The sequence below is a fragment of the Lysinibacillus sp. NPDC096212 genome, from assembly GCF_044763105.1.
Taxonomy (GTDB): domain Bacteria; phylum Bacillota; class Bacilli; order Bacillales_A; family Planococcaceae; genus Lysinibacillus.
The window spans coordinates 98534-115880 of record NZ_JBIWFQ010000005.1 but is presented as its reverse complement, the minus strand read 5'-3'; the positions used below and the strand labels follow the sequence as shown (position 1 = coordinate 115880).

At 34.8% G+C, this 17347-nt stretch carries 10 protein-coding genes; all 10 read left to right on the top strand.

The features are described from left to right. The first annotated feature begins 117 nt into the window (after positions 1-117). Positions 118-990, top strand: a complete 873-nt coding sequence (locus ACIQ7T_RS06985) for a response regulator (protein WP_370078153.1) — start codon at positions 118-120, stop codon at positions 988-990. Beyond that, positions 987-2033: a HEAT repeat domain-containing protein gene (locus ACIQ7T_RS06980; RefSeq protein WP_402869334.1), complete on the top strand. Its 1047-nt coding sequence runs from the start codon at positions 987-989 to the stop codon at positions 2031-2033. Before ACIQ7T_RS06985 ends, ACIQ7T_RS06980 begins: the two co-directional genes overlap by 4 nt. Next, the gene (locus tag ACIQ7T_RS06975; RefSeq protein ID WP_370078149.1) at positions 2030-3454 is read left to right on the top strand and encodes a glycosyltransferase family 2 protein; all 1425 of its coding nucleotides are present in this window, start codon (positions 2030-2032) and stop codon (positions 3452-3454) included. Before ACIQ7T_RS06980 ends, ACIQ7T_RS06975 begins: the two co-directional genes overlap by 4 nt. Further along, complete coding sequence (locus ACIQ7T_RS06970; RefSeq protein ID WP_402869332.1) at positions 3451-6627, top strand: hypothetical protein; 3177 nt, start codon at positions 3451-3453, stop codon at positions 6625-6627. The genes ACIQ7T_RS06975 and ACIQ7T_RS06970 overlap by 4 nt, the downstream gene beginning before the upstream one ends. Positions 6628-7513: 886 nt before the next feature. Further along, a complete protein-coding gene (locus ACIQ7T_RS06965; RefSeq protein WP_370078146.1) occupies positions 7514-8680 on the top strand; it encodes a dicarboxylate/amino acid:cation symporter in 1167 nt (388 codons plus the stop codon). Between the two features lie 542 nt (positions 8681-9222). Further along, complete coding sequence (locus ACIQ7T_RS06960; RefSeq protein ID WP_370078140.1) at positions 9223-10056, top strand: amidase; 834 nt, start codon at positions 9223-9225, stop codon at positions 10054-10056. A gap of 717 nt (positions 10057-10773) precedes the next feature. Further along, the gene (locus tag ACIQ7T_RS06955; RefSeq protein ID WP_370078138.1) at positions 10774-11670 is read left to right on the top strand and encodes a response regulator; all 897 of its coding nucleotides are present in this window, start codon (positions 10774-10776) and stop codon (positions 11668-11670) included. A gap of 2 nt (positions 11671-11672) precedes the next feature. After that, the gene (locus tag ACIQ7T_RS06950; protein ID WP_402869329.1) at positions 11673-12716 is read left to right on the top strand and encodes a HEAT repeat domain-containing protein; all 1044 of its coding nucleotides are present in this window, start codon (positions 11673-11675) and stop codon (positions 12714-12716) included. Then, positions 12713-14137 carry a glycosyltransferase family 2 protein gene (locus ACIQ7T_RS06945; protein ID WP_402869327.1) on the top strand — a complete coding sequence of 475 codons (1425 nt, stop codon included), beginning with the start codon at positions 12713-12715 and terminating at the stop codon, positions 14135-14137. The genes ACIQ7T_RS06950 and ACIQ7T_RS06945 overlap by 4 nt, the downstream gene beginning before the upstream one ends. After that, complete coding sequence (locus ACIQ7T_RS06940; RefSeq protein ID WP_402869325.1) at positions 14134-17325, top strand: hypothetical protein; 3192 nt, start codon at positions 14134-14136, stop codon at positions 17323-17325. Before ACIQ7T_RS06945 ends, ACIQ7T_RS06940 begins: the two co-directional genes overlap by 4 nt. The last annotated feature ends 22 nt before the right edge of the window (positions 17326-17347 follow it).

Here is a 17347-nt window from a genome sequence, read left to right as displayed (position 1 = left end):
ATATAGAAATTGATTAGTGATCTTTATTACTATAGTTGTTGTGTTTATAAATCGAAAAAGTGCTAGAAAACATGAAAGAAAATCAAATATTTCTTACATCAACTGGAGTGAACACCAATGAATAAATTAATCATCGCAGAAGACATCATGCAGGAGCATGAGGTGAAGGGTTATTTTGAAACATTGCGTGAGAGCGTCATTCGCTCACGTTTCACAATGACTGCAGTCTTTTTTAAATTAGCTAATTCACCACAAGGAACAGATATAGAACGTAATCTAATTTCAGCTTTTCTAAAATCAAAAATACGAAAAACAGATTTACTTTTCCAATTAGCGGATGGCGTGCATTGGGGAGTTTTTTTTCTACAAAGTAGTGAAGTCGAGGTAAAGGCGTTTTTAAAACGGATTTTTGCAATTCTGAAGCAAGAAAGGGAATTTCAACAAATAGCGTTAAAAGCCTCCATTACTGAAATAAGAAATAATAGTGTAAACTTTGACACTTTGTTAGATAAAAATAAGCAAAAACTAGCAGATGACGAACAGCCGACTTGGTCAATAGAACAAGTTACAGATTATAGTGAACAACCAACTGAGCAAGTAAAAGTAAGCATTATTGAACAAAATGCAATCTTTAGAAAAGTGCTAGAAACAACGCTCAATGATTTAGATATTCCTCATTTTACGTTAGATGTGGCTACCTATGAAGATGGCTATAGTTTTTTACAGTCCGAAAGCTATAAAACAGGCCATATGCATTTAGTTGTCATGAACGATATTTTACCACGTAAAAATGGCTTAGAAATTTTGCACATTTTACGAGAAATGCCGAATGAGAAAAAGTTCATCATTTATATGATGTCAGAACGAAACTCAGAAGGGGCGACACTTAATGCTTATGAAGGTGGAGTCGATGAATTTATCGTAAAACCATTTAATTTACGTTTGTTAGAAGCAAAAATCAGGAGAACGTTTGCGAGGTTTTGGCTATGATCGAGCTATCGATTTCTTTTCTTTTAACGGCCATCGTTGTTTTATTAGTCATTTTATTTTTATTTACGATATATCTACTTTTGCAGCATCAGCGGGAGATTCGCTTTGCAGAAACGTATAATACTTATTTACAAAACTATTCACAGCACTGGTACAACTATTTAATCAATGAAGAAAATTTCTCTATAGTCCTTGTACCCCGCGGAAGAGCTCAAGTAGCAGCTATAGAAACAATATTTTCATCGTATTTAAAAAATATAACGAATGAAATAGTTGAACATAAAATCAAAGAGTTTTCTAATCTCTATTTAAAACAGTTTTATAAAAAGGATTTAGCAAGTAAACGTTGGAGCATTAGGATGAATGCTTTATATCGAATTGCTGATTTACAGATAGAGGAATTAGTTGATGCTTGTCAACAATTCGAGAAAGCCAAAATTTCGGAGGAAGAATATTTTCAACTGTTAAAAATTTACTCTCTGTTCCAACCAGAATTATTTATCGAAAAAATTAAAGAATCGAGCGTTAGCTATTCTGAAAGCGAATATAGAAGATTATTTGTCTTGTTAGAGGATGATGTTTTTATTCGATTGTTTGAAGACTTTGATAGCTGGACGAAAAATATCCAATTTGCTGCAATTGATACTGCAGCTGTAAAAAGAAATATGCAATATATTGATAAGTTAAAACAGCTATTAACACACGAGGTTCCAGAAATAACAATAAGAGCATTAAAGGGTCTTTACGAAATTGGTGTAATTGATGAAATCGATCCTTATGTCCCATTTGTGACTTCAGATATGTGGGAAGTAAGATTAATGGTTGCCAAACTCTTTAAGCATGCGCCACTAGACTATACCTATGCTTATTTAGAACAGCTTCTTGAAGATGAAAATTGGTGGGTACGCTCACAGGCAGCAAAAACAATTGCAGAAAATAGAGAAGGAATTGCAAAATTACAGCAATTTATGGAGTCTTCAAACGACCAATATGCAATTGAAATAGCACAGGAAACAGTAGTCAGAAGGCAGGGGATCAAATGAAATTAATTTTAGATTATTGTATGTGGTTCTTTGGCGGCATTATTATGTTTTATATGTTATTCGTTATCGTTTCATATTGCACAATGTTTGTAATTGCCATGCTAGATTTACGAAAACGCTATAAATTAGATCCCTCAGAGTATGATGATGCACATATCGATGCCTTCTACTCAAAACCAGTATCCTTACTAGTCCCTGCTTACAATGAAGAGGTTGGAGTTGTCGATACAGTCTATTCATTGCTGAATTTACGATATCCGCAAACGGAAATTATCATTATTAACGATGGTTCTACTGACACTACACTGCAAACGGTCATCGAGCATTTCAGAATGAAGCCCGTTGATAAAATTGTTCGTGCAAGTATCCCTACAAAACAAGTGAAACAAATTTACGAATCAGAAATTTATAAGAATTGTATTTTAGTAGATAAAGAAAATGGTGGTAAGGCGGATGCATTAAATGTAGGTATTAATGTTTCGCAATATCCTTATTTTTGCTCTATTGATGGTGATTCAATTTTAGATGAAAAATCATTACTTCGTGTGATGAAGCCGATTATTTTATCTGATGGTGAAGTGATTGCGGCAGGTGGGAATATTCGAATAGCCAATGGAGCGAAAATGCAGCTTGGTTCCGTTACTGAAACGCACTTATCAAATAATTACTTAGTAGTCATGCAAACAATAGAATATTTGAGAGCTTTTTTTATGGGGCGAATCGCTTTAAGTAAATTCAATCTTGTGCTTATTATTTCGGGAGCATTTAGCGTCTTTTCGAAAGAATGGGCTGTGGAAGCGGGCGGTTATTCAACGAATATTATTGGAGAAGACATGGAGCTTGTCGTGAATATTCACCGTTTGATAAGAAAGAAAAAAGAAAAGAAGCGTATTGAATTTGTACCAGATCCTGTGTGCTGGACGGAAGCACCTCAGACATTAGGGGTATTGCGAAATCAACGTAGACGTTGGCATCAAGGATTATTCGAAAGCCTTTGGAAGCATAAAACGATGACATTCAACCCAAAATATGGCTTATTAGGGTTTATTGCATTGCCTTATTTTTGGCTTGTAGAATGTCTAGGTCCAATTGTTGAGCTAGGTGGTTATATTTATATCGTTGTAGCATTTTTCTTAGGGAAAATCTATTATGAAGCAGCGGTAATACTGTTGCTGCTCTTCGTTATTTATGGAGTTATTTTTTCAATAGCATCTATACTATTCGAGGCATGGACAATGAACGCTTATCCGAGAAAGAGAGAGCTATTACGAATGATACTTTTAGCATTTACTGAAATTTTTTGGTATCGACCACTCACTCTTTTATGGCGCTGTGAAGGATTAGTTCGGTTTGTGCTAAGAAAAAGCGATTGGGGTAATATGAAGCGTGTCGGCATCGCTGAAAAGGAGAACAGTGTATGAAGCGAATATATATAGGAATTATAGCTATTCTAATTCTCATTATTACACCTATAGCATGGTGGTATTTGAGCGATGAAAAACCGCTGAACGTCGCGATTCTAGATAAAACGGTTCCGAATGAAACATATCGAGAGCATTTAGGTGTGAACTGGTTTTTAAACCATTATAAATACACAATCGATGATCATCCGTATGATGTACAAAAAAATTACTATGGTACGATTCCGAATGATAAAACGAAAAGAGTATCTGAAAAAAAGTTTCCGACCGACTATAGCAATTATGATGTTATTTATTTGGCAGATACGTATGGTGTTTATAAGGATGATTTAAATGAAAAAAAGCGTCTAGGTAAACGCTCAGAAAAAATTGTTGGTGGCTTGGAAATGGATGAATGGCAATCAATAGTAGGTCGTTTAGCAAGCAACAAGAAAAGTATGCTAATTGCTGAATACAATACATTTGCGTCACCAACATCAGAGGCAGTTAGAAAAGAGCTACAGGACTATTTAGGAATATCATGGTCTGGATGGATTGGGCGTTATTTTGATGAGCTTGATTATCATAAAAACTCAGAAATCCCACAATGGGTCATAGATGAACATGGTGATAATTGGCCATATAAGGGCGGTGGCTTTCTTTTATTTAATGAAATTACAGAAAAGCTCATTGTGCTGGAACTGGACAAGCATGTAAAAACGGAAGGTATTCAGCTGCAATTTACTGAAGAAGGGAAAAAATTCTTTAATACTTCTGCTAGTGCAGAGTATGGCTATTGGTTTGATATTATCACGCCTAAATATGCAGAGGATGCTCTTGCTAATTATAAATGGGACTTAACAAAAGATGGGGAAAAACTATTAAAGGACAACGATATTCCACAGCAATTTGCGGCTATCGTTTCACAGGAAAAACGCTACACTACAAGCTATTACTTTGCTGGAGACTTTAACGATATGTCACGGGTACCGTCTCTTTACAAAATAAAGGGATTACCGACCATTTATAAATACGCTGAGAAATATGCAGATAGTTCATTTTACTGGTCGATTTATATACCAGTCATGCATAAAATTTTTGAAACGTTTGAGCAAAAAGAGGTTCAAGAAAACGTTAATCATGAAAAACAAAATTATAATGCACGGATTAAAGGTGAATCATTTGAAGTCTTACGCGATGGGAAATGGGAGCCACTAGTCTTTAAGGGCGTTAATATCGGTATGGGGAAACCGGGAGCATTCCCTGGCGAGGCCGCTATTACGGAAGAAGAGTACTATCGCTGGTTCCGTCAAATTGGTGAGATGAATGCCAATACGATTCGTGTCTATACATTACACCCACCAGGTTTTTATCGGGCACTTGCTAAATATAACGAGGAAAACCCAGATAAACCACTGTATGTCTTGCATGGTGTATGGATTAATGAGGAAGGATTGTCTGACTCACTAGATGCCTATGATGAAACTACCTTAAAGGATTTCCAAAGTGAAATGAAGCGCATGGTAGACGTTATCCACGGCAACACTTATGTGAAGCCAGTAACAGGACATGCTTCAGGATTATACGATGTTGACGTTTCAAACTACGTTATTGGCTGGGTGCTAGGAATTGAATGGTATCCGCACATGGTAGTCGGTACGAACGAAAAACACGCTAATATAGGTGAATACAATGGGACGTATTTTGAAACAAAAAATGCTGCACCATTTGAGCATTGGTTAGCGGAGCAAATGGATCTTATTACTACTTATGAGAAGGATCAATACAATTGGATTCGCCCTATGAGTTTTACAAACTGGGTAACAACTGACTTACTAGACCACCCATCTGAACCTTCTGAAGATGAAGATTTAGTAGGAGTCAATCCAAATGTCATTTATACGAAGGGTGAGATGCAGGCACCAGGACAATTTGCTTCCTATCATGTGTATCCATATTACCCTGACTTCTTTAACTTCGACCAAAAATATTTAAATTATAAAGATTTCCGGGGCAATAAAAATAGTTATGCAGGATATTTAAAAGACTTACATGAAGCTCATCGTATGCCTGTTCTTATTGCGGAATTTGGAATCCCAGCAGCGCGCGGTATGACACATGAAAATGTTTATGGCTGGAATCAGGGGCATATGTCCGAACAGCAGCAAGGTGAAACACTTCAACATTTATATGAAGATATTATGCATGAAGGCTTGCTAGGAGGACTTGTCTTTACATGGCAGGACGAGTGGTTTAAGCGAACATGGAATACGATGGATTATGATGATCCAAATCGTCGACCATTTTGGTCCAACGCACAAACGAATGAACAGCAATTTGGTGTACTAAGCTTTGATAGGTTTAAAGTAAAAGTAGACGGCGATACAAAGGAGTGGAAAGGTACACAAATGTACAATACCGCACCTTCTGATTCCACAGATTTTGCTGTCGATTACGATGAAAGATATTTGTATTTCAAAATAAAAAGTGATGTTTTAGATAAAGCATCACCGCGTATTTTACTTGATGTCGCACCAAACCAAGGAAATACGTCGGCAACATCAATAAAAGATATGACCTTTTCAAATGGCGTAGATTTTATTGTGGAATTAAATAAAAGTGGAGACTCTCGAGTCGTCATAGATGAGTACTATGATTTCTATGATTATTTTTACGGTCATAAGTTAAATATGATTCCGCCTCGTATGGCAACTATCACAAAAAATAGTGGTAAGTTTGCACCGATTAACTATGTGCTAAATAAACAGCTATACTTACCAGAGCAAAAAATTACGACCGATTTTAGTTATTATGAAACAGGGAAGCTTCTTCAAGGGAATGCCAATCCAAAAGCAAAAGATTATAATTCATTAGTAGACTATACTTGGACGGATAATAATGTTATTGAGCTACGAATTCCTTGGCTACTAATCCAAGCAAAAGATCCAAGTCAGCGTGAGTTTATGGGAGATCTATATAAAGATGGTGTGACAGCTTCTACTAAGGTAGATAATATTTATATTGGTGCTGTCTTTGTAGATAAGGATGGCAAGGTTGTGAAATCTTTACCAGAGACCAACGGCCATGTCTTGCCTGCTCTTTCAGCTTATTCTTGGGAACAATGGCAAACTCCAAAGTATGAAGAGCGTTTAAAACAATCCTATTATATTTTACAAAAATTATTTAAAGTTTAATCAATTATGCCTCGGCATAATTGCCGCTGTCGCTTCGCTGTCGCTTCGCTGTCGCTTCGCTGTCGCTTCGCTTTCGCGCAGATAAACAATGCGTCCGGAATCGGCTTTGTGCTTAGGCCTGCAGATGTTTTTTGCGCGAAAGCGTAGTGCTAACGCAGCGACAGCAGCACCGATGCAGGTCAGTTAGCCGTTATCGCATGGATGCGATGGTTTTAGGCTAACATCCCCTAAGAACTCCTTTCCGATTCTGTGACATCCGCCGGAGGCTTTAACTTATTTCAGCTGGTGTTTGGACAACCGTTGTAAAGTAGCTTAAATCCGCATTCATCTCATCACCTATAGAGGTGGGAGACTTTTGCTGAAAGAAGTTAAATAGAGCTTAGGATAGGTGAGTATTTGCCTATTCTAAGTTTTTTGCTTTTTATTGGCTCGTCATCAAAAGTTATAGATGTCTTAAAACGTTTGCCATTATCTATGTTGATCTTCGTTCCGATTGGGCGACTCCTTGGGGATCAACAATAAAGGAACGAAGGCTAAAAGCATCACGTCCTGTGATAACATCTTCGTAGCCAACATAGTGCTGCTACCGTTTCGCTTTTGTGCAGATAAAACCCTTTTTCCGCTGCCGCTTCGTTAGCACTACGCTTTCGCGTATAAAGCATCGGCTGGCCGAGACCCTGCAGCGAAGCGGATGTTAGCTGTGCGAAAGCGCCCAGTCGGAACGGAATTCAACCAGACGTTATGGTAATGGTATTTTTATCAGAAAATAAAAAAGAGTTTTGCAATTCCGCCTATTTCGTAAGCTGTATATTCTCTCAACTGTTTATGTTAAATTACTAATAATACATTCGAGAAAGACAGTTGTTTTTTTTAGGAGGACAATATCGTGAAGTTTAAATTTGGTTTATTGGCAAAAATTATTGTTGCTATTTTGTTAGCGGTAATACTTGGAAGCTTTGCGCCAGAGTCATTTGTACGTATATTTGCAACATTCAATGGCATATTCGGTAATTTTTTAAAATTTGTTGTACCACTTATTATTATTGCATTTATTGCTCCGGGCATTGCTCAGCTTGGGAAAGGCTCAGGGAAATTATTAGGTTTAGCAACATTCTTTGCTTACTTCTCAACAATCATTGCAGGAATATTTGCCTTTTTTGTAGCGCGCAATGTGTTGCCTAATTTCATTTCAAATGGTGATATGGAAAGCATGAAAAACCCTGAGGAATTTTTAGCACAGGCATTCTTTAAAGTTGAAATGCCTCCAATAATGGATGTCATGGCAGCATTAATTTTTGCCTTTATCGTAGGAATTGGTATGACTGCCATTCAAAGTGATGTTATGAAACGTGGTTTTGAAGAGTTTAATGTTATCATTGAAAAGTTAATTTCATTTGTAATTATTCCACTTTTACCATTTCATATTTTCGGGATCTTCTTGAACATGACATACGGAGGTCAAGTAGCAAAAATATTATCTGTCTTCGCAATTGTCTTCGCACTTATAATTGTGATGCATTGGGTAATATTGCTAGTTCAATACACTGCTGCGGGAACTTTAAATAAGAAAAATCCACTTATGTTACTTCGAACAATGCTACCTGCATATTTTACAGCTTTGGGCACACAATCCTCAGCAGCAGCTATTCCAGTTACATTGCGACAAGCGCAAAAAACAGGAGCTTCAGAAAAAGTAACGAATTTCACAGTCCCACTGTTTGCCACTATTCATTTATCAGGTAGTACGATCACAATCGTAACTTGTTCTTTAGGTGTTATGATGATGAACGGTATGGATATAGGTTTTGCACAATATATCGGCTTTATCTTTATGCTAGGTATTACAATGGTTGCTGCACCAGGTGTCCCTGGAGGGGGAGTTATGGCAGCAATTGGTTTACTACAAACAATGCTCGGCTTCGATGAAACAATGGTTGCACTAATGATCGCACTATACTTAGCGCAAGATAGCTTTGGTACAGCTACAAATGTAACTGGAGATGGAGCATTATCTATGATTGTCGATCGTTTCAACAAAGAGACTAATTCATAAAAGCTGAGTAACGGATAGAACAGCTAAAGTCGCGGAAAGAACCGCCAAAATCGTAGATAGAAACGACGCAGCGACGGATAGAAATATCAAAGTGACGGATAGAATAGTCGAAGTCGTGGATAGAATCATCAAAGTGGCGGATAGAAGTGCTGAGGCGACGGAACGAATCGCCAGTGACGGATAAAAGTGATTGTTAAAATCGCTAAAATTACGAAAAGAATCAACTAAGTCAACAAAAATTGCCATTTAGGAACTTTTCATAAGGGAATATTTAATAATAAGCAATATGATCTCATTTGTGGTCATATTGCTTTTTTGATGCGCCCGGCATGTGTCTATAGAAAAATACAGATAGATTGATCAGTCTTTTAAGAACAAATCCCTATTCTATGAGGAGCAAAAATAAGAAGAAACATATCCTTCTTTTTGTTTATTTCTATTTATAGAAATTTTCGATATGGTATAACTAGTTTGAACGAATGGGGCTGTGTGAAATTATTAATAGTCGAAAGTTTAAGTTGATGATCATATGCATATTGTTTATGTCACTAAATAGTACAACCATAAAGGCTAATGGTATTACAGAAGAACAACACTCTACATGGATTTGGAATCCATGGATACTTGTAGATAACGAAACCAGTACATTACAATTTTTAGAAAATAAACGCATAAACAAAGTTTATTTACAAATTGATTATGAAATATCGAGAAGCGTTTATCAAAACTTTATAGAAAAGGCTACCGCAAAAAACATCCAAATATATGCACTTGCTGGAGAATCCTATTGGATTACAGAGAATGGCATTGAGTATCAAAATCAACTTATGAATTGGCTAGAGCTTTATCAACGTGAAGCAACAGAGGCCCAAAGTTTTTTAGGAATACATTTAGATATTGAACCATATGAAACACATATTTGGACTACAAAACAAACAACCGCGATTCAAACCTATCAACAGTTAGTTATACATGCGAAAAAGAAAGCACGGTCATTAAAATTACCATTAGAATTAGATATACCTTTTTGGTATGACGAAATTTTATATGAGACTAAATATGGTAAGGGTATTTTATCTGAATGGTTAATTAATTATTCAGATGGTGTGACGATAATGGCTTATCGAGATAATTCACAGGACATTATACAAATCGTAAAAAATGAAATTGAATATGCTAAACGAATGGATAAAAAAGTTGTTGTAGGTGTTGAAACTTTGAAGTCAGCAGAAGGAGACTTAGTTAGCTTCTCAGAAGAAGGGGAAGCATATATGGATCAACAATTGAACAAAATTCAACAATATTTTTCCGAAAATCAGAGCTTTAATGGTATTGCAATCCACCATCTTGAAAGCTGGATGGAAATGCGACCATAATATCTTAACGGTATTAAATTAATTAAGATAAGTTGTTCTTGTAATCAGTAATTAAAAGGCATGTTCCCTTCATTTGTTCGTTGTCATACAAGAAAATAATCTACAACTTTCCTCAGCTTATTTGAGGAAAGTTGTAGATTTTTCTTTTTTATCCAATGTTATTTTGGGGCAATTTTCAAATTGTTTAGAATTTGTTTAGTTTGAACTGTTATAGTCTTATAACACGATTCTAATAAGATATACTGTAAAACGCTGAAAAGCTCCTAACGAAATTGCGTAAAAAGCAATATCCTACCATTATATTATCTCCAATAGCACATGTACTAAAGAAAAAAACTATTATGTTTTCGTCTAATAGTTAACTATTTTTTATATCTTCTTTCGGTAGATGTTTTGTTGCAAATCAATGCATCAGCTACAAAATACTTTTACCTCAATACAGAAAGTTCTAGAAGCAGTTATACTCATTTAATTTACTAAGTATAGTTATCGTTTATAACATGATAGTTGGCTGATCACCAAAAGTAGTGGATGACAATGTGAAACGTATGCCATATGTAAGTTGATAGGAGTGGGGGCTGGGCGACTCCTTGGGGATTAGCGGCTCATCGGACGCTACCAGTCGAAACATAAATCAACCACACGTTATGGTGATGAGCCTGATAGTTCCACAGAACAAACAAATATCATATTGAATAATTGTAAGAGGAGTATAGGATGAACACTTTAATTAAAGCGACACAAAAAGTAAATATTTTAAAAGAAAGTGATATTATACCATTTTTTGATGTGTTAAAGGCAAATGTTATTCGTTCAAATATGGAAATGACAGTTATATTTTTAAAAGCAACTGTAACTGACCCCAATCAAAATAATGTGATAGTAGATTTAGAGGAACAAATTGCTGATTTTTTAGTATCCGAAGTTCGGAATACCGATATGCTTTTTAAGTTAGAGGGAAGTTTGCGATGGGGAATTTTGTTAACACAAAATGGTGAAGAGGAGGGAAATGCATTTTTAAATCGAATTTTTCAACTCGTAAAAAATGATTATTTCCCTTCTATAATCGATTCAACTTTTACATTGCAGGGGATTATTGTAGCAGTTAAAAATGATCAAGTAACGTTTGAAGATTTAAAAGATAAACAGTTTGAAGTTTTTAGTGAACTATCAGAACCTTGGAAAATCGAAATCGTGACGAGCTTTAAGGCTCAGCCGCTTAAAACAGTGAAAGTAAGTATTTTAGAGGAAAATGCTATTTTAAGCGAAGTATTAGAAATGACAGTTCAAAAAATGGTTATAGATCACTTTCAATTGGAAACAAAAGTTTTTTCAGATGGGTACGAATTTTTACAGTCAGATTGGTATTTATCAGGACATACTCATATTGTCATTATGAATGATATTTTACCTCGTAAAAATGGTCTCAATGTCTTGCACACATTAAGGAATATGGCTAATCAAAAGAAATTTATTATTTATATGATGACAAATAGGAAATCTCAAGGAGATATGAATTACGCATATGAAAGTGGCGTTGATGAGTATTTAATTAAGCCATTTGATTTAAATTTATTTCAAGCACAATTAAAGCGAACATTTGCGAGGTTATGATTATGATTGAATTATCTATTCAATTATTACTATATATTATTGTTATTCTCTTACTATTTTGTGGTATAGCTATGATTTATTTAATCTATCAGAGAAGGTATGAAGAGAGAAAAAAGCATGAGATAGAAAAGTATATTCAAAAAACAAAAATACTTTGGCAGGAGTACATTCTACAGGACGGCCAATTTACTGATACGCAAATTCCTAAAAGTAAAATTCAAATATTAGCGGTAGAACATATATTTTTATCGTATTTAAGAAATATATCCAATCCGATTATCCAACAAAAAATCTATACTTTTGCACAGATGAATTTAAAGGAATATTACCAAAATGAGCTGAAATCCAGAAATTGGAGTAAGAAAATGAATGCAATGTACCGCATTGCTGATTTCCATATAAAAGAGCTTATTAGTACTTGCGAAGTATCAATTAATTACAACCGTTCTATAGAAGTATTTCAGCTATTAAAAATATATTCTATTCTTGAAAAAGAAAAATTTATACAAGAAATATTGCTATGTAATTATTCTTTTTCAGAAAGTGAATATAAAAAGTTATTTTCGTATTTAGAAGTAGAAATGCTTCAACGACTTATGGAAAAAATGGAGAATTTACAACAAGCAGCACAATATGCGTTGATTGATACAATTGCAGCAAAAGGTAGTATGGATGTTATAGAGGGACTTGAAGATTTATTAGTAAGTGAAGATACTGAAATTCGCATTCGTACTCTTAAGGGACTTGAAAGAATTGGGGTTATCCGAGATATAGAAACGTATATTCCATTTGTCAATTCGTCTATATGGGAAGAAAGATTAATGGTCGCAAAAATATTTAAATATGCACCTTTAACATTTACTGCCGAGCATTTAGAAAAATTGTTACAGGATAGTAATTGGTGGGTACGATCACAAGCAGCAAGCACGATAATTGAAGATCCACGAGGTTATCAAAGATTAAAAGAATTCATTACAACAACAAATGACCAATATGCAATTGATATGGCTAATGAAGTATTAGAAAAAAGGATGCGTGCAGTATGATTATACTTGACTATTTAATGTGGTTTTTTGGTGGGGTAATCATAATTTATATGCTACTAGTTATAGTAACGTATGGGCTTATGTTTTTGTTTGCACTTTTAAAGCTACGAAAAGAATATAGGCTTGATCAAACTGAAATGGATGATACGTATATTGATGCGTTCTATTCTAAGCCAGTATCTGTAATTATACCCGCCTATAATGAAGAAGTAGGTATTGTGGATAGTATTCATTCTCTACTTAGTCTACATTATCCTGAATTTGAAATAATCATTGTCAATGATGGTTCTACTGATTGTACTCAAGAAATAGTTATTGAGCATTTTCAAATGAAAAAAATTGAAAAAATAATAAAGATGGAAATCCCAACAGATCCCATTATTCAAATCTATCAATCACAAATTCACCCAAATTGTTTTTTAGTAGAGAAAGAGAATGGTGGAAAGGCAGATGCTTTGAATGTAGGCATTAATGTTGCAAGTTATCCTTATTTTTGCTCTGTTGATGGAGATTCAATTCTGGAGAGTACATCTTTATTACGTTTAATGAAACCCATTGCCTTATCTGATGGTGCGGTAATTGCGGCAGGTGGGAATGTTCAAATTGCTAATGGAATGAATATGCACCTTGGTTCCATATTAGAAACAAACTTGTCTAAAAATTATTTAGTTACTATGCAAATTATTGAATACTTTAGAGCTTTTTTAATAGGACGAATTACGCTAAGTAAATTTAACTTAGTTTTAATTATTTCGGGTGCATTTAGTGTATTTTCGAAAAAATGGGTAGTAGAAGCAGGTGGCTATACTAAAGGTATGATTGGTGAAGATATGGAGCTCGTAGTAAAACTACACCGATATCTCCGTAAAAAGAAAGAAAATAAACGTATTGAATTTGTAGAGAACCCTGTTTGTTGGACAGAGGCACCAGAAACCATGGCCGTTTTAAGGCGACAAAGAAGAAGATGGCATCAAGGATTATTAGAAAGTTTATGGAATCATAAAACAATGACTTTAAATCCGAAATATGGTGGTATTGGGTTATTATCCTTCCCTTATTTTTGGCTCATTGAAGGCTTTGGGCCAATTATCGAACTTGGTGGATATATTTATATTATTTTTGCTTTTTTCTTAGGTGATATCTATTATGAGATAGCTATTTTACTACTTTTAGCATTTGTACTTTATGGTGTTGTATTTTCAATTATGGGTGTGTTATTTGAAGCATGGAGCAAAAATAAAACGTTCAAGGTTGCAGATTTAATACGTATGATGTTATTAAGTTTTACAGAAATTTTTTGGTATCGTCCTATTACACTCATTTGGCGCTGTGAAGGTCTTTTGAACTTTTTAGTAAGAAGACGAGAGTGGGGCAAAATGGATCGTAAAGGTATTTCAAGCAAGGAGCAAGAATCGATATGAAGCGTATTTATTTGGGAATTATAGTAGTGTTATTGCTTATAGTGATACCAATAGCTCTTTGGTTCGTGTCACCTAATAAACAGCTGAATGTTGCAATCATTGATAAAACAGTGAAGGATGAATCATATCGAGAGCATTTAGGGTTAACTTGGCTATTAAATTATTTGAAGTACGAACATAAAGAAGGTCAATATGATGAGTCTAAGGATTATTTTGGCACAATTCCAGATGAACAAAATAACAGTGTATCTACTTCTAAAATGCCAAAGGATTACAAAGATTATGATGCAATCTATTTAGCAGATACGTATGGTGTCTATGAAGATGATCTTAACCCAAAGCAAGAAAGGTTTGGGGCACGCACAAAGAAAATTGTTGGTGGATTAGAGTCGCAAGAATGGGATGCTATTATGAAACGTTTAACTAGTACAAAAAAAAGTTTATTTATAGCAGAATTCAACTCTATTGCATCACCAACGTCTCCTGAAGTGCGAAATCAAGTGCTAGATTATTTGAAAATAGATTGGTCTGGTTGGATTGGCCGCTATTTTGAAGAATTAGATTATAGAAAAAATAATGAAATTCCACAATGGGTTGTTGATAAATTTAAGGATGATTGGAAATATGAAGGTGGGGGCTTCATATTAGTGAATGACTTTAGAGATGAGGTTTTTGTTTTAGAGTTAAATAAACATATTGATAAAGAAGGTATTTATCTTAACTTCACTAAAGTAGGGCAGGAGTCCTTGGGTGTTTCATCGAGCCCACGATATGACTACTGGTTTGATATTGTTACCGCGAAGAATGAGCAAGATGTTTTAGCGAATTATGAGTGGAGCTTAACTGACGAAGGTGAAAAATTATTAAATGAACATGATGTCCCTCTTTCGTTCGCAGCAGTTGTTTCAGGTGAACAGAAAAATACTACAAAATATTATTTTGCTGGCGATTTTAATGATATTAATAAAGTACCATCTTTCTATAAAATGAAAGGTCTGGAATCGGTCTATAAATTTTTACAAAAATTTTCAGGTGATGATTTTTATTGGTCAGCATATGTACCGATGATGAAGTCTATTTTAAAAGAATTCGAGAAAAAAGAAGTTAAGCAGAAATCTGACAGTTCAGCAAAAAATAATTTAGGTTATAATACACGGATTAACGATCAAAAATTTGAGATTTTAAAAGATGGAAAATGGGAAGCTATCACCCTCAAAGGCGTTAATATGGGGATGGGAAAACCAGGTTATTTCCCTGGAGAAGCGGCCATTACGGAGGATGAATATTATCGTTGGTTCCAGCAGATTGGTAAAATGAATGCCAATACAATCCGAGTCTATACGTTACATCCACCTGGCTTTTATAGAGCTTTAAAAAGATATAATGAGGAAGCAAAAAATCCTTTATATGTACTACATGGAGTGTGGATTGAAGAAGAAGGTTTAGAGAAAACTTTAGATGCTTATGATCCTGCAACGCTTGAGAATTTCCGAGCAGAAATGAAAACCCTTGTAGATGTTATTCACGGTAATAAATATGTAGAGCACGTAGTAGGACATGCATCTGGATATTATGATACGGATATTTCACAGTATATAATCGGTTGGGTTATTGGTATCGAATGGTACCCCCATATGGTAAACGGAACAAATGAAAAGCATGCTAATATTGGACAGTATAATGGTGTTTATTTCGAAACAAAAGATGCTTCTCCATTTGAATATTGGCTTGCAGAACAAATGGATTATATTACGCAATATGAGCAAAATAATTATGACTGGATGCACCCTATGAGCTTTACAAACTGGGTTACAACAGATTTATTAGATCATCCATCTGAGCCAAATACAGATGAAGATATTGCCAGTGTTAATCCGAATGTTATTTATACAAAAGGGTTAGCGAAACAAACAGGTCAATTTGCATCGTACCATGTGTATCCATACTATCCAGATTTCTTTAACTACGATCAAAAATACTTGTCGTATGTGGATCATCGTGGAGAAAAAAATAGTTATGCAGCTTATTTAGCAGACTTACACGCTGCACATCGTATGCCGGTATTAATCGCTGAGTTTGGAATCCCTGGCTCTCGTGGTTTAACCCATGATAATCCGTATGGCTGGACTCAGGGATTTGTGTCAGAGCAGAAACAAGGTGAAATATTAACCCATCTTTTTGAGGATATCATGGCAGAGGATTTACTTGGTGGATTAGTATTTACCTGGCAAGATGAGTGGTTTAAACGTACATGGAATACGATGGATTATGATAATCCAAACCAACGCCCTTATTGGTCTAATGCTCAAACAAATGAACAACAATTTGGTTTACTAAGCTTTGATCGTCATAAGGTACAGGTTGACGGAGATATATCAGAATGGAAAGCTCCTCTCTTATATGAACAACAAAAAAACAAGCCTTCAATGAGTGTTGATTATGATGAAAGATACTTGTACCTCCAATTAAATGGAGATTTACTCAATAAAACATCTTCTACTCAAATTCTATTAGATGTTATTCCGAATCAAGGAAAAACATCAAAATCAGATTTGAAAGGAGTAACGTTCAAAAATGGCATTGAGTTTGTTGTGGAGCTTAATAAGAATAAGGAGTCACGTATGGTCATCGATCCTTATTATGATTTCTATTCTTATTTATATGGAAATGAATTAAAGCTTATCGACATTCCATCTTCAAATGTTATGAAAAAGAACACTACGTTCAGTCCGATTTACTATGCTTTAAATAAAGAGCTATACTTGCCGGAACGAGATATAGCTGTACCTTTTTCAGAATATGAAACAGGAAAATTAATAGAGGGAAATGGTAATCCGAAGGCAAAGGATTATAATTCTCTTGTCGATTATAATTGGAGCGATAAAGGAACTATAGAATTACGTATTCCTTGGTTACTTCTTCAATCAAAGGATCCTAGTCATAAAGAATTTATAGGGGATTTTTATAAAGAAAACGGAGAAACATCAGTTTTTGTAGATAAAATAAATATAGGTGCATTATTTCTTAATGATAAGCATGAGGTTGTGTCTTCATTGCCAGAGATTGAAAAAGGTGTACTTAATCAATTGCATAGTTTTACATGGGATAATTGGAGTATGCCTAAATCTGTAGAACGTTTGAAAAAATCCTATGAAGTTATGAAAGAAACATTTAAGAAATATGAATAATGTTTTAAAGGAGAGAGAAAGA

Bases quoted from the DNA above. Each gene is read 5' to 3' on its own strand.
- ACIQ7T_RS06985 (WP_370078153.1), top strand. From the start codon at position 118: ATGAATAAATTAATCATCGCAGAAGACATCATGCAGGAGCATGAGGTG.
- ACIQ7T_RS06980 (WP_402869334.1), top strand. From the start codon at position 987: ATGATCGAGCTATCGATTTCTTTTCTTTTAACGGCCATCGTTGTTTTA.
- ACIQ7T_RS06975 (WP_370078149.1), top strand. From the start codon at position 2,030: ATGAAATTAATTTTAGATTATTGTATGTGGTTCTTTGGCGGCATTATT.
- ACIQ7T_RS06970 (WP_402869332.1), top strand. From the start codon at position 3,451: ATGAAGCGAATATATATAGGAATTATAGCTATTCTAATTCTCATTATT.
- ACIQ7T_RS06960 (WP_370078140.1), top strand. From the start codon at position 9,223: ATGTCACTAAATAGTACAACCATAAAGGCTAATGGTATTACAGAAGAA.
- ACIQ7T_RS06955 (WP_370078138.1), top strand. From the start codon at position 10,774: ATGAACACTTTAATTAAAGCGACACAAAAAGTAAATATTTTAAAAGAA.
- ACIQ7T_RS06950 (WP_402869329.1), top strand. From the start codon at position 11,673: ATGATTGAATTATCTATTCAATTATTACTATATATTATTGTTATTCTC.
- ACIQ7T_RS06945 (WP_402869327.1), top strand. From the start codon at position 12,713: ATGATTATACTTGACTATTTAATGTGGTTTTTTGGTGGGGTAATCATA.
- ACIQ7T_RS06940 (WP_402869325.1), top strand. From the start codon at position 14,134: ATGAAGCGTATTTATTTGGGAATTATAGTAGTGTTATTGCTTATAGTG.